The sequence below is a fragment of the Micromonospora echinospora genome (genome assembly GCF_014203425.1).
In the GTDB taxonomy this organism is placed as follows: domain Bacteria; phylum Actinomycetota; class Actinomycetes; order Mycobacteriales; family Micromonosporaceae; genus Micromonospora; species Micromonospora echinospora_A.
The window spans coordinates 3856233-3873580 of record NZ_JACHJC010000001.1; the positions used below are offsets into that span (position 1 = coordinate 3856233).

Annotated in this window: 12 protein-coding genes; 3 read left to right on the top strand and 9 right to left on the bottom strand. The window is 73.0% G+C overall.

Annotated features, from left to right (window positions below; all coding sequences use genetic code 11):
• Window positions 1-26 precede the first annotated feature (26 nt).
• From FHU28_RS17850 to FHU28_RS17890, 9 genes are all read right to left on the bottom strand, one after another.
• Entirely contained in the window at window positions 27-1994 is a 1968-nt protein-coding gene (locus tag FHU28_RS17850; RefSeq protein ID WP_184685649.1) for a TOMM precursor leader peptide-binding protein, read from the bottom strand.
• Window positions 1991-3889, bottom strand: a complete 1899-nt coding sequence (locus tag FHU28_RS17855; protein ID WP_184685651.1) for a hypothetical protein — start codon at window positions 3887-3889, stop codon at window positions 1991-1993. The genes FHU28_RS17850 and FHU28_RS17855 overlap by 4 nt, the downstream gene beginning before the upstream one ends.
• The gene (locus FHU28_RS17860) at window positions 3886-4767 is read right to left on the bottom strand and encodes a TauD/TfdA family dioxygenase (RefSeq protein WP_184685653.1); all 882 of its coding nucleotides are present in this window, start codon (window positions 4765-4767) and stop codon (window positions 3886-3888) included. Before FHU28_RS17860 ends, FHU28_RS17855 begins: the two co-directional genes overlap by 4 nt.
• Complete coding sequence (locus tag FHU28_RS17865; protein WP_184685655.1) at window positions 4760-6370, bottom strand: nitroreductase family protein; 1611 nt, start codon at window positions 6368-6370, stop codon at window positions 4760-4762. The genes FHU28_RS17860 and FHU28_RS17865 overlap by 8 nt, the downstream gene beginning before the upstream one ends.
• A 1-nt stretch (window position 6371) precedes the next feature.
• Complete coding sequence (locus tag FHU28_RS17870; RefSeq protein ID WP_260413059.1) at window positions 6372-7160, bottom strand: ABC transporter permease; 789 nt, start codon at window positions 7158-7160, stop codon at window positions 6372-6374.
• 7 nt (window positions 7161-7167) lie between these two features.
• Window positions 7168-7962: an ABC transporter permease gene (locus FHU28_RS17875; RefSeq protein ID WP_184685657.1), complete on the bottom strand. Its 795-nt coding sequence runs from the start codon at window positions 7960-7962 to the stop codon at window positions 7168-7170.
• Window positions 7959-8966 carry an ABC transporter ATP-binding protein gene (locus FHU28_RS17880; RefSeq protein WP_184685658.1) on the bottom strand — a complete coding sequence of 336 codons (1008 nt, stop codon included), beginning with the start codon at window positions 8964-8966 and terminating at the stop codon, window positions 7959-7961. Before FHU28_RS17880 ends, FHU28_RS17875 begins: the two co-directional genes overlap by 4 nt.
• 18 nt (window positions 8967-8984) lie before the next feature.
• Window positions 8985-10337 (bottom strand): glycosyltransferase family 2 protein, encoded by a 1353-nt coding sequence (locus FHU28_RS17885; RefSeq protein WP_184685660.1) that lies wholly within the window; start codon window positions 10335-10337, stop codon window positions 8985-8987.
• Window positions 10338-10429: 92 nt separating this feature from the next.
• Window positions 10430-10648: a hypothetical protein gene (locus FHU28_RS17890; protein ID WP_184685662.1), complete on the bottom strand. Its 219-nt coding sequence runs from the start codon at window positions 10646-10648 to the stop codon at window positions 10430-10432.
• A 545-nt stretch (window positions 10649-11193) separates the two neighbouring features.
• Here FHU28_RS17890 and glgX point away from each other — a divergent pair.
• The 3 genes from glgX to treZ are packed head-to-tail and all read left to right on the top strand — an operon-like array spanning window position 11194 to window position 17348.
• Complete coding sequence (glgX, locus tag FHU28_RS17895) at window positions 11194-13314, top strand: glycogen debranching protein GlgX (RefSeq protein ID WP_184685664.1); 2121 nt, start codon at window positions 11194-11196, stop codon at window positions 13312-13314.
• 3 nt (window positions 13315-13317) lie between these two features.
• Window positions 13318-15618 (top strand): malto-oligosyltrehalose synthase, encoded by a 2301-nt coding sequence (gene treY, locus FHU28_RS17900; protein ID WP_184685666.1) that lies wholly within the window; start codon window positions 13318-13320, stop codon window positions 15616-15618.
• Window positions 15615-17348: a malto-oligosyltrehalose trehalohydrolase gene (treZ, locus tag FHU28_RS17905; RefSeq protein ID WP_184685668.1), complete on the top strand. Its 1734-nt coding sequence runs from the start codon at window positions 15615-15617 to the stop codon at window positions 17346-17348. The genes treY and treZ overlap by 4 nt, the downstream gene beginning before the upstream one ends.

A 17348-nucleotide genomic window follows, 5' to 3' on the forward strand; every position in this document is an offset into this window, starting at 1 on the left:
CGGCGAAGTCCGTGCACATAAGACGGTCACGGGAACGGGTGTGGATGCGGGTTGATCTCCTCCGGGGTGAGCGGGTCGGCCCGGTATCCGAGCCGGACGGGCAGGTCGCGTAGCCGGGGCAGGTCGACGCGCCGGTTGCGGTGGCCGAACGCCATCGGCAGCAGGCCCGGGATCAGCACCTTGACGCTGGTCAGGTCGACGGCCTCCTGCTCGCGGGCGGTCTGGTCGACGACCACCACGTCCAAGCCCTCGTCGAGGTAGCGTCCGACCACGTGCCGGAGATCGTCGAGCAGGTCGGTGGCCGGGCGGTAGCGTGCCGCCGGTGGGAACGCGTCCGCCATGGACAGGATCTCGTCGCGCTCGTACAGGAACGCGAACCGTGGCCAGCTGTCCGGGCTGGCCGCCGCCAGCAGGTGGTCCTCCATCGTCCGGATCAGGTCGGGATCGGCGACCAGGCCGGCGGCCGTGGTGTCCTCGGCGACCATCTCCCGGGTGGCCTCGGCGACGCTGGCGAGCTCCACCAGCGCGGACCAGAGGGCGCGCTCCGGGTCCAGGTGCGCCCCCGCTCCACAGAACGCCCGTGGACGTCCCGGCCGCACCTCGTCGTCGACGAGCATCAGCCAGACCGCCGGGACGCCCTCCGGCATCGTGATGTCGAAGACGTCCAGGCGGCTGCCGGTGGTCCGCTCCAGCCAGTTGACGAGCACGCGGGTCATCGGATCGGCGGAGGTCATCGGGTCGACGCGCGGCACGGGTAGCCGGGCGTACCAGGTGGACAGGAAGGCGTCCCGTTCGGCGACCTCGAAGATGCCGTGCAGGATCGCTTCCTCGAGGTTGGCGCCCAGCGCGCAGCCGTTCGAGCACTCCGAGCCGAAGCCCGTGCCGTGCGAGCCGTAGTAGGCGAAGGTCTCCGGCACCAGCACCGGGCCGTCGCGCCGGAACGAGTAGGCGTACACCCATTCGACAGGCCGGTCCGGGTCGTACGCCACCGTGTAGTCGTCCGGCGGCGCGGGCGGCAGCCCGAACTCCGTCGGCTCGATGGCCCGCTGCGGTCCGAGCTCGCGGAACGAGGCGCGGGTGACGGTACGGCGGGCGCGTGGAACGTTGCCGCCGAGCCGTTCCAACGCCTCGGCGACGGCGACGGCGACGCTCGCCGGGTAGGTGAAGGTCCGGCCGTAGCCGGCCAGTTCGCCGCAGCACAACGGGCCGCCGATGGCCCCGGCGAGGACCATCGGGTGGTTGTGGTGGACGGTGATCGACGACAGCAGCCCCGTCTCCTCGTCGTGCAGCGCCGCCAGCAGGGCGAGGTGCTCGTCGGGAAGGCTGCGGGCACGGTAGTCGTCGGGCGCCCGTTTCGGCCGTGACGTCAGCGCGAAGGTGCCGGCGGCGGGGCTGTCGTCAGGCAACGGGCCGCACACCGGGCAGCCGGGCTCGGGAACGAACCGGTGCCGTCTGACCGCCAGCGACGCCGTGGCGACCTCCAGCACCGCTTCCGCGCACCGGCCGTCGTCGCCCCGGGCGACCCGGCGCAGCTCGTCGGCCACGAGCGCGGCGACCGTGGCGCGCACCGGTGGGCCGAGGACGGGTCGGGCGGGCCGCACGCCGCCGTCGTAGATTCCCTGCCACAGCGCGGACCGGTGCGGTGTCCCGGTGGTCCGCGCCCGGCGTTCACGCACCTGGACGCAGCGGTGACAGCCCGGCCGTCCGGGCGTGACGAAGGGGCCGATCCGTACGCCGCGCGGCGTGGTGTACACCGGCAGGAAGGCCCGGCCGGCGTCCGCCGCCGCCCGGGCGGCAGCCTCGACGCCGCCGGCAACCTCGACGTCCCCGGCCGGCTCGTCGACGACGAAGACGTCGACGTCGGTGACCGGGGCGGTGCGCAGGGCCTGTTCCACCGCCCGGCGCAGGGCGCCGGCGCCGAGGATCCGCAGGCCGTGGCGCGGCACCACGTCGGACGGAGCCGGTGCGGCCGGCATGGTGGTGACCTCGGTCATGCGCTGCTCCCCGCTCGTGCCGACAACGTCGCCGCGATCATGAACGGCATCACCCGCTGCGCCCCGGGCAGCGAGTCGGCGGGCCGCACCAGCAGCGACTGCCCGTCCCGTGCCAGCTCGCGCAGCAGCGGCGGCAGCAGCGTGTCCCAGTCGCCGCTGCCGACGTCCGGCCCGATCTCCGCGCCGTCCGGGCAGCGGCCGGTCAGGACGGCGACCGCCGCCTGCATTGCGTTCTCCAGGGCGATGTCCGTGTCGGTGGCGCAACTGTGGGCGAGCCACCTGTCGCCGGCGGCGACGAAGACGGTCGGGGTGCTCGATCCGTCGCGCCACGCCCGCGGCTCGTGGCCGACGAGGGCCAGCTCCTGCGCCATGACGCGGGTCGATTGGGGCCACCGGGCCGGGTCGAGCCAGCCGCCGGGGGCACCGTCGGCCGTGGTGGTGTCCGGTGGGGTCGCGGCCGCGCGACGCAGCTTCAGGATCGCCCGGCCACGCGCCTCGGCCCAGGTGTGGCCGCCCGCGATCACCACGACGTCCGGCTGCGCGTCGACGACCGCGTCGCGCCCGGTGTCCCACCACAGCGGGACGGTGTCGCTGGCGCGGGCCCGTGCGGCGAGCGTCTCCAGCGCCGCCGTGGCCGCGCGCAGCAGGGCCTGCTCACGGCTGCCGCCGACGGCGGTGAGCACCAGTGGGGCGCCACCGGCCAGGTCCACGACTGTCGCCTCGACGCAGCTGACCGAGATCTGCGAGTGGGTGCCGGTGTCGATGGCCAGCAGCGGACCCAGCCGCGCGTCGACCAGGAACGGCATCCGGTTGACGAACTCCTCGACGTCCACCGGCGTTCGGTCGGCCATGGCGTCGACGTGTGCGGCGAGATCGGCGTACGCGGGCGCTGGCCGGCAGGAGCGGCAGCGGGGGTGGACGTCGAGCAGATGCTCGCTGGTCACAGCGGTTTCGAGGTCTACGCGGGTCATCCGGTTCGTGGCCGCGGTCTCCGCTCCCATGCGGTGGCGCAGGTACGCGAAGCCGAGCGCCGCGCCGATCAGGCCGCAGACCGGCGCCGACAACCATTCGGACGCCTCGTCGGAGTCGCCCAGGGGGAGCCGGGCACCCTGCCGGCTGAGCAGGCCGCATTCCCAGCAGCCGCCGGTGACGCCGCCGCCGGTCGGGCCGATCCACGCCTCCTCGCCGCTGGGCACCGCGTGCAGGACGGGCATCCCGATCGCGCGGGCCGCCCGGTTCAGCCGCGTCGCCCGCGCGGCCATCGGCCGGGTGGCGCAGTGCAGCACCGCGTCGTACCCCGCCAGCAGGCCGGCGAGCCCCTCGTCGGTGTCGAGGGCGGCGGCCGCGTCCAGCAGCGTCAGTTCGGTCGTCGGGTCCTCGGCCCGACGCAGCTCGACGATCCGCCGGAAGCCGTCGCGCTCGGTGCCGGCCTCGGCGGTCTCGACCAGCGAGGCCGCGCGCAGCCCGAGTTCGAACAGCGTCTGGACGAGCGCGCGCATGCCGGCGCCGGCGCCGACGAGCAGCACCCGTCCGTTGCGGAACGACTCGAAGCGGCTCAACGGCGCGTCGGTGACGTGCTCGGCGAACGCGATCGAATCCCGGTAGCAGGCGAGTTCCCAGTCCCGCAACGAGTGTGGCGGCTCGCTGTCGAGGTCGCGGGCGATGCCACGCTGCACCAGCATCCGGACCAGGTCGGTGACGAGCTGCCGCTGCGCCGGGGGCAGACCGGCGGTGAGCGCCTGCACCGTGTGGTTGCCGTCCAGGTGCGGGGCGAGCCGCTGCACGAGGCCGTACGCCGAGGCGCCCGCCAGGTGGGTACTGGCGAGCCCTGTCTCCAGGTACACGCCGTCGTCGACCGGTACGTACATCAGGTCGTCGCGGAGCTTGACCCTCACGCGGCCACCTCCTTCCGCAGATGTCCCATCCGCACCGCGACAGTGCGCCCGGGATCGGTGAACGCCTGCCGGCCGTGCAGGTACCGGGAGTTGTCCACGACCAGCACGTCACCGGACTGCCACGGCACCGCCACCGTCAGCCGCGCGGCGATGTCCGCGGCCGTGGCCACGAGCTCGTCGGGCACCGGGGCACCGGTGGCGGACCGCACCCTCAGCCGCCGGTCGTGGTATTCGCCGGGCTGTGGACGGCTGATGAACAGCGAGTTGCAGAACGCCGGCACCCCGCCGAAGAGGGTCGGTGGTGTGCACCGGGTGCCGAAGCCGACTGTCATCGCCTCCTCGTCGACGTCGATGTGGATCGACTCCCAGGGCCGCAGGTACGGCTCCCACTGCCGCAGCATCCGCTCCGCCGTCGCCGGGTCGGTCGTACCGCACATCCGCTGCCACACCGGCGTCGGCAGCACGCTCTCCCAGCGCAGCGCCAGCTCTTCGCAGGCGGCCCGGACCGCGGCGGGCAGGGCGTCCAGCAGCGCGAGACCGTCGCACAACGTCGTGGCCCCGCCGTCGGCGGCGGGCCGCTCGCATCGGAACATCAGCAGGTCCGGGGCGCCCGGCGCGTACGACGCCTCCCGGTGCAGCGGCATGCCCTGCGTGCCCCGGGTGACGGTGGTCGTCGTCGGGTCGCCGTCGATCACGTCCCGCTCGTCGTGGAACCCGCCCTGGTACGGCGACGCGGTCATCAGCGCGTCGCCGAGCGCGACGTAGGCGTCGTGCCGCCACCCGCCGCGCAGCAGCACCGCGCCGTGCTCGGCGACCGCCGCGAGCACCGTGTCCGGCGCCGGGGCGCCGGCAAGCGCCGGAACGTCCTGTTCAGCCATGAGGGTTCCCTTCGGTGAGATGGGCCGCCAGCACCCCGGGACGCGGCGCGGGCCGGCCGATCAGCAGTTGCGTCAGCGGGGACGCCCCGTCCGGTAGCCCGAGCCGGGCGGCGACCGCGTCGGCCGTGAGGCCACCCAGCGCCCGGCTCGCCGCGCCGGTCGCGGTGGCGGCGAGTCCGGCCAGTTGAAGGGCCACTCCGGCGAGCAGGTGCAGCCGGTGGAACGAGGCCGCGGAGAGCTGGTCGACGGGCCGGCTCCCGGCGTGCACCAGGTAGAGGGTCGCGCCGCGAGTGACCATCCGGCGGTCGACCCGGTGTGGGTACGCCGCCGCGTCGTCGACCGCTTCGGGCGGTCCGGTCGGCACCAGCCGGTGGCGGTGCGGCTGGTAGCGGTACGCGTCCGCCGCGATGCCGTCGACAGTCCGGGCGAGGCACCAGATCGCCGGGTACAGCGGCTGCCGGGCCAGCGCCGCCAGGGCCGGCGACCCGGCCCGGCCGGCGGCGCAGGCCAGGATGTCGGCGACCTGCCCGGCGGTCAGCCCCGGACCGAGGTTCGCCGCGGAGGCGCGGCGGGCGGCGGCCGCGACCAGATCGAGCGGCCGGGCCGGCGGCAGGTCGAGGGGCCGGTCCGCCGCCGGACCCACCGGGAGGCGGTCCGCCGGGAGGCGCTGGGCCGGAGAACCGTCAGCCGGGACGCGGTCGGCCGGGAGCCGGTCGACCGAAGGCGGCTCGGCGTCGGCGTCCCGGTCGTACGTCGCCCGGTGCAACGCCACCGCGCTCGGGTGGGCGGCGTCGTGGCCGAGCCGGTCGTGGTCCAGCCCGGTCGCCGAGGGCGGCCCGCCGGATGCAAGCGGTGCCCGGGGGACGTCCGCGTCCGCGGGGAACTCGATCGCCGCGTAGGTGGCCTCCAGTTCGGCGTCGAGTCCGAGCAGCTCACCGGCGAGCGCCGGATCGAGGTCCAGGCGCGGCGTCGCGTCCACCGGGGACGTGAGCAGTTGGGCCAGCAGGGCACCGGAGTCGATGATGCTCAGCCGGTAGCCGAACGCTCCGTACTTGCTGGCGTTCTTCCACGGCCGGTGGGTCAGCAGCAGCGCGTGCCGGGGCGTCGCCGCGATGCCGAGAAGCCGGTCGAGCCAGGCCGCCGGGCTGCCGGGGCGCAGCAGCTCCAGGCAGTGATGTGGCTGGTCGTAGTGGTAGACGCCGGCCGGGAGATCGGGTGAGCCGGCCCAGGCCAGGTAGATCTCGTTGGGGTGGAACGCCCCGCCGGACGGCACGGACCGGCGCAGCGTGTGCCAGCCGGGCAGCAGCCGCGACGGCGTGGGCGTGTCCAGCGGGGCGCCGGTCAACGCGGACAGCCCGGCCAGAGTGATCATCTCCGCCCGGCGTGGCGCGTAGCCGAGCAGCATGGAGCTGAGGCGGTCGAGGCAGCCGTCGCCGAACGGCACGCAACCCGGGCCGGGCCACCGCAGCGGCCGGCGGGCCGCGCCCGGATACCGCTTGCCGTAGGGCGGGAGATACACGGTCGGCTGCTCGGCGTCGACCCGCACCGCCGCCAGGTACCGGCCGACGGTCCCGGCGGAGGCCGTGGCCCGCGAGGCTGCCATCTCAGCTCCCCGCGCTCTCGTACCGGCGCAACCCGGCCCGGAAGACCGCCCACGCCCCGGCCGCGCACGCCGCCGCGACGACCGGGGTGAGCGCGCCCGCCGTGGTCGAGGTGCCCTTGTCCAGCAGCGCGGCCGTCGGGAAGTAGCCGACGAACGCGACGGGTACGAGCGTCAGCAGCGAGCGCAGGCCGGTGCCGTACAGGGTCAGCGGATAGCGGGCCAGATCGCCGAGGGTGTGCACGCTCGCCGCGAGCGAGCTGGACGGGCTCAGCAGCCAGAAGACGACGGCGTTCGTGGCCAGGTTGACCGCCAGCTTGACCAGCACACCGCTGGCGAGCAGCACCACCGCCCAGAGCACTGTCAGCGGCGTCCAGGCCAGGTCGAGGTTGACGGCCGCGGTACCGAGCAGCGCCGCGCCGAACCCGACGTTGCCGAGACCGTTGAACCCGACCGCGTTGCCGGTGACCTGGAGCACCACCGGATACGGCCGGACCAGCAGGTAGTCCAGCAGGCCGAGGTTGACCAGGCCGCCGAGGTGCCAGGTCCCCTCGAACAGCAGGGAGCCGACCCCCTCGGCGAGCATCACCATGGCGCAGACGTACAGCACCTCCCAGCGGGTCCACCCGCCGAGCGCCGTCACCTGCCGGAAAACCATGACCACGAAGATCAGCCCGGCCAGTTGACCGAGCACTGTCGCCCCGATCGTCAGGAGGGCGTCGGCCCGGTACTCCAGCACCGCCCGCAGATGCGCGCCGAGCAGCCGCCGGTAGATGCGTGCCTCGTGCATCATCGGCCGGTCACCCGCCGTGCGCCGTGAGCCGGCGAACGCCCGCGGACCACAGCAGCCGGGCCGCGCCCCACAACACCACGACCCAGAGCAGCTGTACGCCGATCAGCGTCACCGCCTCGGCGCCGCGTACCTGCCCCAGGTAGATCAGCGCCGGAGTGGAGACGATGCCGGGGAACGGCGACAGCTGGCACACGACCTGGAGCCAGCCCGGGAACAACGCGATCGGGACCAGCGCCCCGGAGAGGATGTTGGTGATCGCCACCCGCGACATGCTCAACCCGTGGAAGTTGCCGGTCCAGAAGCACAGCAACCCGACGAGGTAGACCAGGCCGAACTTCAGCGGCACCACCGCCAGCAGGCTGAGCAGGAACAACGCGGCCTGGCCGGCGCCGGGCAGCGCGGCGCCGCCGAACGCCACCACCAGCGTCGCCGCCATCACCCCCACCGTCAGCACCTCACCGACGACGTATCCGAGCGACAGCGCGAAACGGGAGAGCTGGTAGTCGACCGGCCGGACCAGGTCGAGCGCCACAGTGCCGTGCAGCACCGGGCCGGCGATCTGCGCGTCGGTGAAGCTCGACAGCAGCGCCCCGGTCAGGAACGCCACCACCAGGTAGCCCTTCATCTGCTCCCAGGACAGGCCGCCGACCTCGCCGCCGGACGCGCCGGCGAAGACTGCCTGCCACACCGCGAACAGCGCCACGGTCTGCACCACGACCCCGGTCAGCTGAAGGAGGAACTCACCCCGGTAGATCAGCAGCGTCGACCAGGACATCCGCGCCAGCGTCAGGTAGGCCCTCATGCCGGCGCCGACATGCTCAACTCGCCGGCGTACGCCCGGCGCACGACGTCCTCGATGGACGGCTCGTCGATCCTGATGTCCAGCACCGGCGCCTGACGGGCGACCACCGACACGATCTCGCCGGCGCCGTACGCGCCGTGGTCGAACGTGACGGCGATCTGCCGCGCCGCGCCGTCGCGGACCAGCCGGACGCCCGGCAGTTCCGCCCCGAGGTCGCCGTGCCAGTCGGCGCCGAGCGTCAGGTGCACGGTCCGCTGGTCGGCGACCAGCCGCCGGACGGCGTCGATCGAACCGTCGAAGATGATCCGGCCCCCGTCGATGATCACGAGGCGGCGGCAGACCTGCTCGATGTCGCCGATGTCGTGCGTGGTCATCAGCACCGTGGTCCCGTTCGCGCGCTGGGCCCGCAGGAAGTCCCGGACCGCCTGCCGGGCGATGATGTCCAGCCCGATGGTCGGCTCGTCGAGGAACACCACAGGCGGTGAGTGCAGCAGCGCGGCGGCCAGGTCGGCCCGCATCCGCTGGCCGAGCGACAGTTGCCGGGCGACCACCGGCAGCAGCTGGCCGAGACCGAGCAGCGCGTCGAACTCCTCCAGCCGTGCCGCGTACCGGGCCCGTGGGATGCGGTGGATGTCGCGCAGCAGGGCCAGCGAGTCACGGACCTGAAGGTCCCACCAGAGCTGGCTGCGCTGGCCGAACAGCACGCCGATGTTGCGGGCGTTGGCGTGCCGGTTGCGGTGCGGATCGAGGCCGCAGACGCGTACCTGCCCGGCGGTGGGGTGCAGGATGCCGGTGAGCAGCTTGACTGTCGTCGACTTCCCGGCGCCGTTCGGCCCGACGTACGCGACCGCCTCACCGGAGGAGATCGACAGGTCGACACCGTCCACGGCGACGTGCTCGGCGTGCCGGGGCCGTACGAGATGGCGCAGCGAGCCGCGCAGGCCCGGCTGCTTGTCGGCGATCCGGAACCGCTTGGTCAGACCCCTGGCCTCGATCACAGGCATCGGCGCTGCCGTTCCGGGTCAGCCGGCGGCGACGGCGGCGCGGTGGTGCGGGCGCAGCCGCAGCACCGGACCGAGCCCGTCGATCTCGGTGAGGGTGGTCTCGAACGCGGCACCCAGGACCCGGCCGAGGTACCCGAGGCTGGCCGGATCCGGGTCGAACCGCGCGGAGAGGTCCGTGCCGGTGGAGACCAGGTGCACCTCCGTGGCGAGACCACCCGCGACGTTGACGAACTGGCACAGGTCCTCCCAGTAGAGGTACCTCCAGAAGTCGACGCTGACCACGGCGTCCAGGCTGTCCGGGGCGATCGGTGGCCTGATCCCGACCAGGTGGAAGTTGGTCGGGCCCGCCGGCGCCCCGTAGTCGTAGGTGAGCGCGCCTTCGGGAAGCCCGGCCGCGGCGCTGCCGGTGCCGACCCACAGCACCCGGTCGCCCGGCAGGCGATCGCCGAGCCGCTCGACGGCCGGACCGATCCGGCACCAGGAGCGGCGTACGCACTCGTCCATCGCCCGGCGGTAGTGCACCACCCGCTCGGCCGCGCGGGCGACGTCCACCGGCCCGGCGAACTCCCACTCCACGACCGGGTACTTCAGCGCGACCCGGTCGAGGTTGTCCATGAAGTCGTTCCAGTTCTGGATGACGTTGCGGTGGTGCGGCAGGTGGTAGACGGCGGCCAGGTCGTCGTAGGCGAAGTTGCGGTCGAGCACGCCGAGGTGCGCGTGCACCCGGTAGAACAGCTCCATGTCCTCCAGGCCCCAGCGCAGCCCGAAGCCCTCGTCGAAGCCGCCGACCGCCTCGAACACGTCCCGGCGTACCGACGCGTTGTGGGTGAAGCAGAACAGCCAGCCGGCCAGCAGCCACTCGTCGCCCGACGGCCCCTCCTCGGTCCCGAACCGCATGTCGCCGCCGCCGCGTCCGCGTAGCCGGGGAACGGGCATCGTCGACTCGTCGGCCAGCGCCGCGTGAACGTGCTCGATGCCGGTCTCGTCGCGCCGGCCCATCAGCACCGCGGGCGCGGACGGGTCGCGGTGGTGGTCGAGGTGGCGGCGCAGCAGGTCAGGCGTGGCGTACGAGTCGGCGTCGAGGAACAGCAGCAGCGGCGAGGTCGCACGCCGCGCGCCTTCGTTGCGGGCTGCCGCCCGGCCGCCGCGCTCGGGCAGTTCGACGAAGTGCAGGCGCAGCCCTTTGCCCGCGTCGGCGATGCCGGAGTACTGGCTGCCGTCCCCACCGTCGCGGACCACGATGACCTCGAAGCGGTCCGGGGCCAGCGTCTGGCGTCGGAGCGACCGCAGGGTGAGCTCCAGACAGGGAGCGTCCGCGTGCGTGGGGATCACCACGCTCAGCTCGGCGGCTCGATCGGGCTCAACGCTCATCTGACGTACCTCTCCACTTGTCCCACGAGCCGGACCACCGGCCGCTGACGATGGGACGGAGCCGCCGGCGATAGCCGGCGGCTCCGCGATGATCAGTGGCAGTTGACGCAGCACCACTGGATCGGCCGGCCCTGGCACGCGGCGCCGCCGCAGGAGCCCTTGCCCATGGCAGACGGGTCGGTCAGCGTGATCCCGCCGGCCGTCGGCATGGCGTAGAGCCCCGCCGACGCCTCGTCACCGGCGCCCGACCAGGAGACCGCCGTGGTGTCCAGGTCGGACAGGTCGATCGACAAGTTCCTGCTTTCACCCATCGATTCATCCTCTTTTCGGATCGATGTGGACAGTGGAACGAAGCGTAGGCCGGTCCTGACGGGATTGGCACCGCGCTGATGTAACAGGGAGATAAAGCGAGGCGGAACCGTCAATTCGCGCAGGTGACGGCCGGTCGGGAACGGAAAGGTCCCGGGCGGTGACGCGGCGTAGTTCCGGATCCACTATTCGAGAAGCCCCAGCTCGGGCGGGGTGGAGCGATGAATCGCTGCATCAATTGCCCCCTTTTTTGATCGTGTGAAGTCGATGTAACAAGAAGATAAAGTGGGGGAGTGGCGTCTATGAATGCGGGTGACCCTCTATTGTGAAGTGACCTGCCTATTCCGTCGAGTCCGGCTATGAAATGCCGGGACGGGTGAGCCCGATCGTCGCAGGGCGCCCGAACGTGACACCCGGCCCCACGGGGGCGGATTTCGGTTACCGTCCGAACGGGTGGATTGACGAGGCGTACGACGGGGCATCACCGGCGTGCGCATCGGACCGCCCCCTGTCCGCTGCGCTCACGATCATGGGCCGAAGGAGCGACATGCAGGTCTGGCCGGGCGAGAGCTACCCCCTCGGCGCCACGTACGACGGGATGGGGACCAACTTCGCGATCTTCTCCGAGATGGCGGAGAAGGTCGAGCTCTGCCTGTTCGACGAGTGGGACATCGGCACCGAGCGCCGGGTGGAGCTGCGCGAGGTCGACGCGTACGTCTGGCACGCCTACATCCCCGGCATCGAGCCCGGCCAGCGGTACGGCTACCGGGTGCACGGCCCGTGGGACCCGGCGAACGGGCTGCGCTGCAACCCGCACAAGCTGCTGCTCGACCCGTACGCGAAGGCGGTCGACGGGGAGGTCACCTGGCACCCGTCGGTCTACGACTACGAGGTCGGCGGCGACCTGGACCGGATGAACACCGAGGACTCGGCGCCGTACATGCCGAAGTCGGTGGTGGTGAACCCGTACTTCGACTGGGGCAACGACCGCCCGCCGCGCACCCCGTACCACCACTCGGTGATCTACGAGGCGCACGTGCGCGGGCTGACCATGCGCCACCCCGGCATCCCGGAGGAGCTGCGCGGCACGTACGCGGCGATCGCCTCGCCGGTGATGATCGAGCACTTCAAGCGGCTCGGCGTGACGGCGGTGGAGCTGATGCCGGTGCACGAGTTCGTGCACGACCACCGCCTGGCCGACCTGGGGTTGCGCAACTACTGGGGCTACAACTCCATCGGCTTCTTCGCCCCGCACCACGGCTACTCCGCGCTGGGCCGCCTGGGCCAGCAGGTGCAGGAGTTCCGGGGCATGGTCAAGGCGCTGCACGCCGCCGGCATCGAGGTCATCCTCGACGTGGTCTACAACCACACCGCCGAGGGCAACCACCTCGGGCCGTCGCTGAGCTTCAAGGGCATCGACACGCCGAGCTACTACCGGCTCTCCGAGGAGGACAGGCGCTACTTCGTCGACTACACCGGCACCGGCAACAGCCTCAACGTCCGCAGCCCGCACTCACTCCAGCTGATCATGGATTCGCTGCGCTACTGGGTCACCGAGATGCACGTCGACGGCTTCCGGTTCGACCTGGCGGCGACGCTGGCCCGCGAGTTCTACGAGGTGGACCGCCTGTCCACGTTCTTCGAGGTGGTGCAGCAGGACCCGGTCGTGGGCCGGGTGAAGCTCATCGCCGAGCCGTGGGACGTCGGCCCCGGCGGCTACCAGGTCGGCAACTTCCCGCCGCAGTGGACCGAGTGGAACGGCAAGTACCGCGACACCGTACGCGACTTCTGGCGCGGCGAGCCGGCCACGCTCGCCGAGTTCGCCTCCCGCATCTCCGGCTCCGCCGACCTCTACCAGGACGACGGCCGCCGCCCGTTCCACAGCATCAACTTCGTCACCTGCCACGACGGGTTCACGCTCACCGACCTGGTCTCCTACAACGACAAGCACAACGACGCAAACGGCGAGGACAACCGGGACGGGGAGAGCCACAACCGCTCCTGGAACTGCGGCGTCGAGGGGGAGACCGACGACCCGGGCGTACGCGCGCTGCGGGCCCGGCAGCGGCGCAACTTCCTGGCCACGCTGATGCTGTCCCAGGGCGTGCCGATGCTCGGCCACGGCGACGAGCTGGGCCGCACCCAGCGCGGCAACAACAACGCCTACTGCCAGGACAGCGAACTCGCCTGGGTCGACTGGGACCGGGCCGACGACGAGCTGCTGGAGTTCGTCCGCCGGCTCACCGACTTCCGCAACCGGCACCAGGTGTTCCGCCGCCGCCGGTTCTTCACCGGCCTGCCGGTGGGCGGCCGGGCCGCCGGCTCCGGGCTGCCGGACCTGGCCTGGTACACCCCGGACGGCCGGGAGATGACCGGCGAGGACTGGGGCAACGACTTCGGCCGCTCGGTGGCCCTGTTCGTCAACGGCGACGGCATCGGGGAACGCGGCCAGTACGGCCAGCGCCACCGGGACGACTCGTTCCTGCTGCTGTTCAACGCGCACGACGCGCCGCTGGACTTCACGCTGCCCGGCGAGGAGTTCGGCAGCCGGTGGGAGCTGGTGATCAGCACCGCGGAACCCGACCCGGAGAAGACGACACTGGTCGAGGCGGGCGGCACGGTCTGCGTACCGGACCGCTCGCTGCTGGTCCTGGAGAGGACGGCCTGACCCATGCCCGCCACCCCCCGCTCGACCTACCGGGTCCAGGTGCGGCCCGGCTTCGACCTGGACGTCACGGCCGAGCTGGCGGGCTACCTCGCCGCGCTCGGCGTCACCCACCTCTACACCGCGCCCCTGCTCACCGCCACGCCCGGCTCCGCGCACGGCTACGACGTGGTCGACCACCGCGCGGTCAACCCGCAGCTCGGCGGTGAGGCCGCCCGGGCGCGTCTGGTCCGGGCGCTGCGCGCGGCCCGGCTGGGCCTGGTCGTGGACATCGTGCCCAACCACGCCGGCATCGCCCGGCCCGAGGCCAACCCGGCCTGGTGGGACGTGCTGCGGCGGGGACGCGAGTCGGCGTACGCGCGCTGGTTCGACATCGACTGGGACCGGGGGCGGCTGCTGCTGCCGGTGCTCGCCGACACCGCGGGCGCGCTGGACGACCTGAAGCTCGTAGACGGGGAGCTGCGCTACCACGAGCACCGCTTCCCGGTCGCCGACGGCACCGGCGACGGGACGCCCCGCCAGGTGCACGACCGGCAGCACTACGAGCTGGTGAACTGGCGGCGCGGCGACGCCGAGCTGACGTACCGCCGGTTCTTTGCCGTCTCCGACCTGGCCGGCCTGCGGGTGGAGGACCCGGAGGTGTTCGACGCCACCCACGCGGAGATCCTGCGCTGGGTCGACGCGGGTGAGGTCGACGGCATCCGGGTCGACCACCCGGACGGGCTGCGCGACCCGGCCGGCTACCTGACCCGGTTGCGCGCCGCCGCGCCGGAGCGCTGGCTCGTGGTGGAGAAGATCCTGGAGTACGGCGAGGACCTGCCGGACTGGCCGGTCGACGGCACCACCGGCTACGACGCGCTGGCCGCCGTGTCCGGGCTGTTCGTCGACCCGGACGCCGAGGCGGACTTCACCGCGCTGGACGGCCGGCTCACCGGGCGGCACACGTCCTGGGAGGACCTGACGCACGCCACCAAGCTGGAGGCCGCCACCCGGCTGCTCGCCGCCGAGCTGACCCGGCTGTCCGCGCTCGTGCCCGAGCTGCCCGGCGAGCAGGTCCGCGCCGCCCTGGCCGAGCTGGCCGCCTGCTTCCCGGTCTACCGCGGCTACCCGCCCTCCGGCGCCCGGCACCTGGCCGCCGCCCGCAGCGAGGCCGGTCGCCGCCGTCCCGACCTGACCGGCGTGCTCGACCAGGTCACCGCGAGGCTGCGCGATCCCGGCCACGAGCTGGCCGCCCGGTTCCCGCAGCTGACCGGCGCGGTGATGGCCAAGGGCGTGGAGGACACCGCGTACTACCGGTGGAGCCGGTTCGTCGCGCTCAACGAGGTCGGCGGCAGCCCGGCCCACTTCGGCGTACCAGCGGCCGAGCTGCACCGCTTCGCCGCCGCCCGGCAGGTGCGCTGGCCGGCGAGCATGACCACGCTGTCCACCCACGACACCAAGCGCGGCGAGGACGTCCGCGCCCGGCTCGCGGTGCTGTCCGAGCTGCCGGGCCGCTGGGCCGAGCGGGTCGCCGACTGGATGTCGCGCGCGCCGCTGGCCGACCCCGCGCTGGCCCACCTGCTCTGGCAGACCGCCGTCGGGGCCTGGCCGATCGAACGGGAGAGACTGCACGGGTACGCCGAGAAGGCCGCCCGGGAGGCGTCGGTCGCCACCAGCTGGGCCGACCCGGATCCGACCTTCGAGCACGAGCTGCGCGCCCTGGTCGACCGGATGTACGACGACCCGGAACTGCACGCCCAGATCACCGCGTTCGCCGCCGAGATCACCCCGCCCGGCTGGTCCAACGCGCTCGGGCAGAAGCTGGTCCAGCTCGCCATGCCTGGCGTGCCCGACGTCTACCAGGGCACCGAGCTGTGGGAGAACTCGCTCGTCGACCCGGACAACCGGCGGCCTGTCGACTTCGCCGTACGCCGGGACCTGCTGGCCCGGCTCGACGCCGGCCGGCGGCCCGCGGTGGCCGGCGACGGCGCGGCCAAGCTGCTCGTGGTGTCCCGGACGCTGCGGTTGCGCCGCGACCGCCCGGACCTGTTCGGCGGCTACCGGCCGGTGCCGGCGCGCGGCCCGGCCGCCGCGCACGCGGTGGCCTTCGACAGGGGTGGCGCGGTGGCGGTGGCGACCCGGCTGCCGCTGCGGCTGGCCCGCTCCGGCGGCTGGCGGGACACGGCCCTGTCACTTCCCGTTCACGAGCGCACCGACTTGTTCACCGGACGGGTCTACAGTGGTTCTGAGCTGCTCCTCGATGATCTGCTGAGCACCTATCCCGTCGCCCTCCTCGCACCCACCGACTCTGTGGAGGCCGCCGCATGACCGAGTTCACGGTGTGGGCGCCCGAGGCCGCCCGGGTGCGGCTGCGCCTGCCCGGCGCCGCCGACCACGCGATGCGTCAGGGCCCGGACGGCTGGTGGCGGGTCGAGGTGCCCGGCACCGGGCCGGGCACCGACTACGCGTTCCTGCTCGACGACGACGAGCAGGCCCTGCCCGACCCCCGCTCGGCCTGGCAGCCGGCCGGGGTGCACGGGGCCAGCCGGCTCTACGACCACGCCGCGTTCGGCTGGACCGACTCCGCGTGGACCGGCCGGCAGCTGCCCGGCAGCGTGCTGTACGAGCTGCACATCGGCACGTTCACCCCGGAAGGCACGTTCGACGCGGCGATCGCCCGGCTCGACCACCTCGTCGACCTCGGCGTGGACATGGTCGAGCTGCTGCCTGTGAACGCGTTCAACGGCGAGTACAACTGGGGCTACGACGGCGTCTGCTGGTTCGCCCCGCACGAGCCGTACGGCGGCCCGGACGGCCTGAAACGGTTCGTCGACGCCGCCCACGCCAAGGGCCTGGGGGTGATCCTCGACGTCGTCTACAACCATTTCGGGCCCTCCGGGGCCTACGCGCCGCGGTTCGCGCCGTACCTCACCGAGCAGAGCAACACCTGGGGCCGCACCGTCAACCTGGACGGCCCGCACTCCGACGGGGTGCGCCGCTACATCGCCGACAGCGTGCTGGGCTGGCTGCGTGACTACCACGTCGACGGGCTGCGGCTGGACGCCGTGCACGCCATGCCGGACGGCCGGGCCGTGCACTGGCTGGAGGAGGTCGCCGCCGAGGTGGAGGCGCTGTCCACGCACCTCGGCCGGCCGCTGTCGCTGATCGCCGAGAGCGACCTCAACGACCCACGCCTGATCACACCGCGGGAGGCGGGCGGGTACGGCCTGCACGCGCAGTGGAACGACGACGCCCACCACGCGCTGCACACGCTGCTCACCGGCGAACGGCAGGGCTACTACGGCGACTTCGGCTCGCTGGAGTGCCTCACCGACGTGCTGACCGGCGGGTTCTTCCACGCCGGCACCTGGTCCAGCTTCCGCGGCCGCAGCCACGGCCGTCCGGTCGACAGGCAGCGCACGCCCGGCCACCGCTTCGTGGCGTACCTGCAGAACCACGACCAGATCGGCAACCGGGCCACCGGCGACCGGATCTCCGCCACGCTGTCGCCCGGGCTGCTGCGCGTCGGCGCGACGCTGCTGATGACAGCGCCGTTCACGCCGATGCTGTTCATGGGGGAGGAGTGGGCGGCCACCACGCCGTGGCAGTTCTTCACCAGCCATCCCGAGCCGGAACTGGCGACGGCTGTCGCCACCGGCCGCCGGCGGGAGTTCGCCGGCCACGGGTGGGCCACCGACGACGTGCCCGACCCGCAGGACCCGCAGACGTTCCTGCGGTCCCGGCTGGACTGGGCCGAGCTGGACAAGCCGGAGCACCGCGAGACGTACGACCTCTACCGGCGGCTGATCGAGCTGCGCCGCTCGCGGGCCGACCTGTCCGACCCCCGGCTGGACCGGGTCGACGTCCGCCACGGCGACCGGTTCCTGGTGATGCGGCGCGGCGACACGCTCGTGGTGGCGAACCTGGCCGACCGGGCGCAGCGGATAAACCTGCCCGGGGTGGTACGCCGGGTGCTGCTCGCCACGTCCGAGGGCGTCACGGTGATGCGCGACGGCATCGAGCTGCCGCCGGAGTCGGCGGCGATCGCGGCGCTCTGA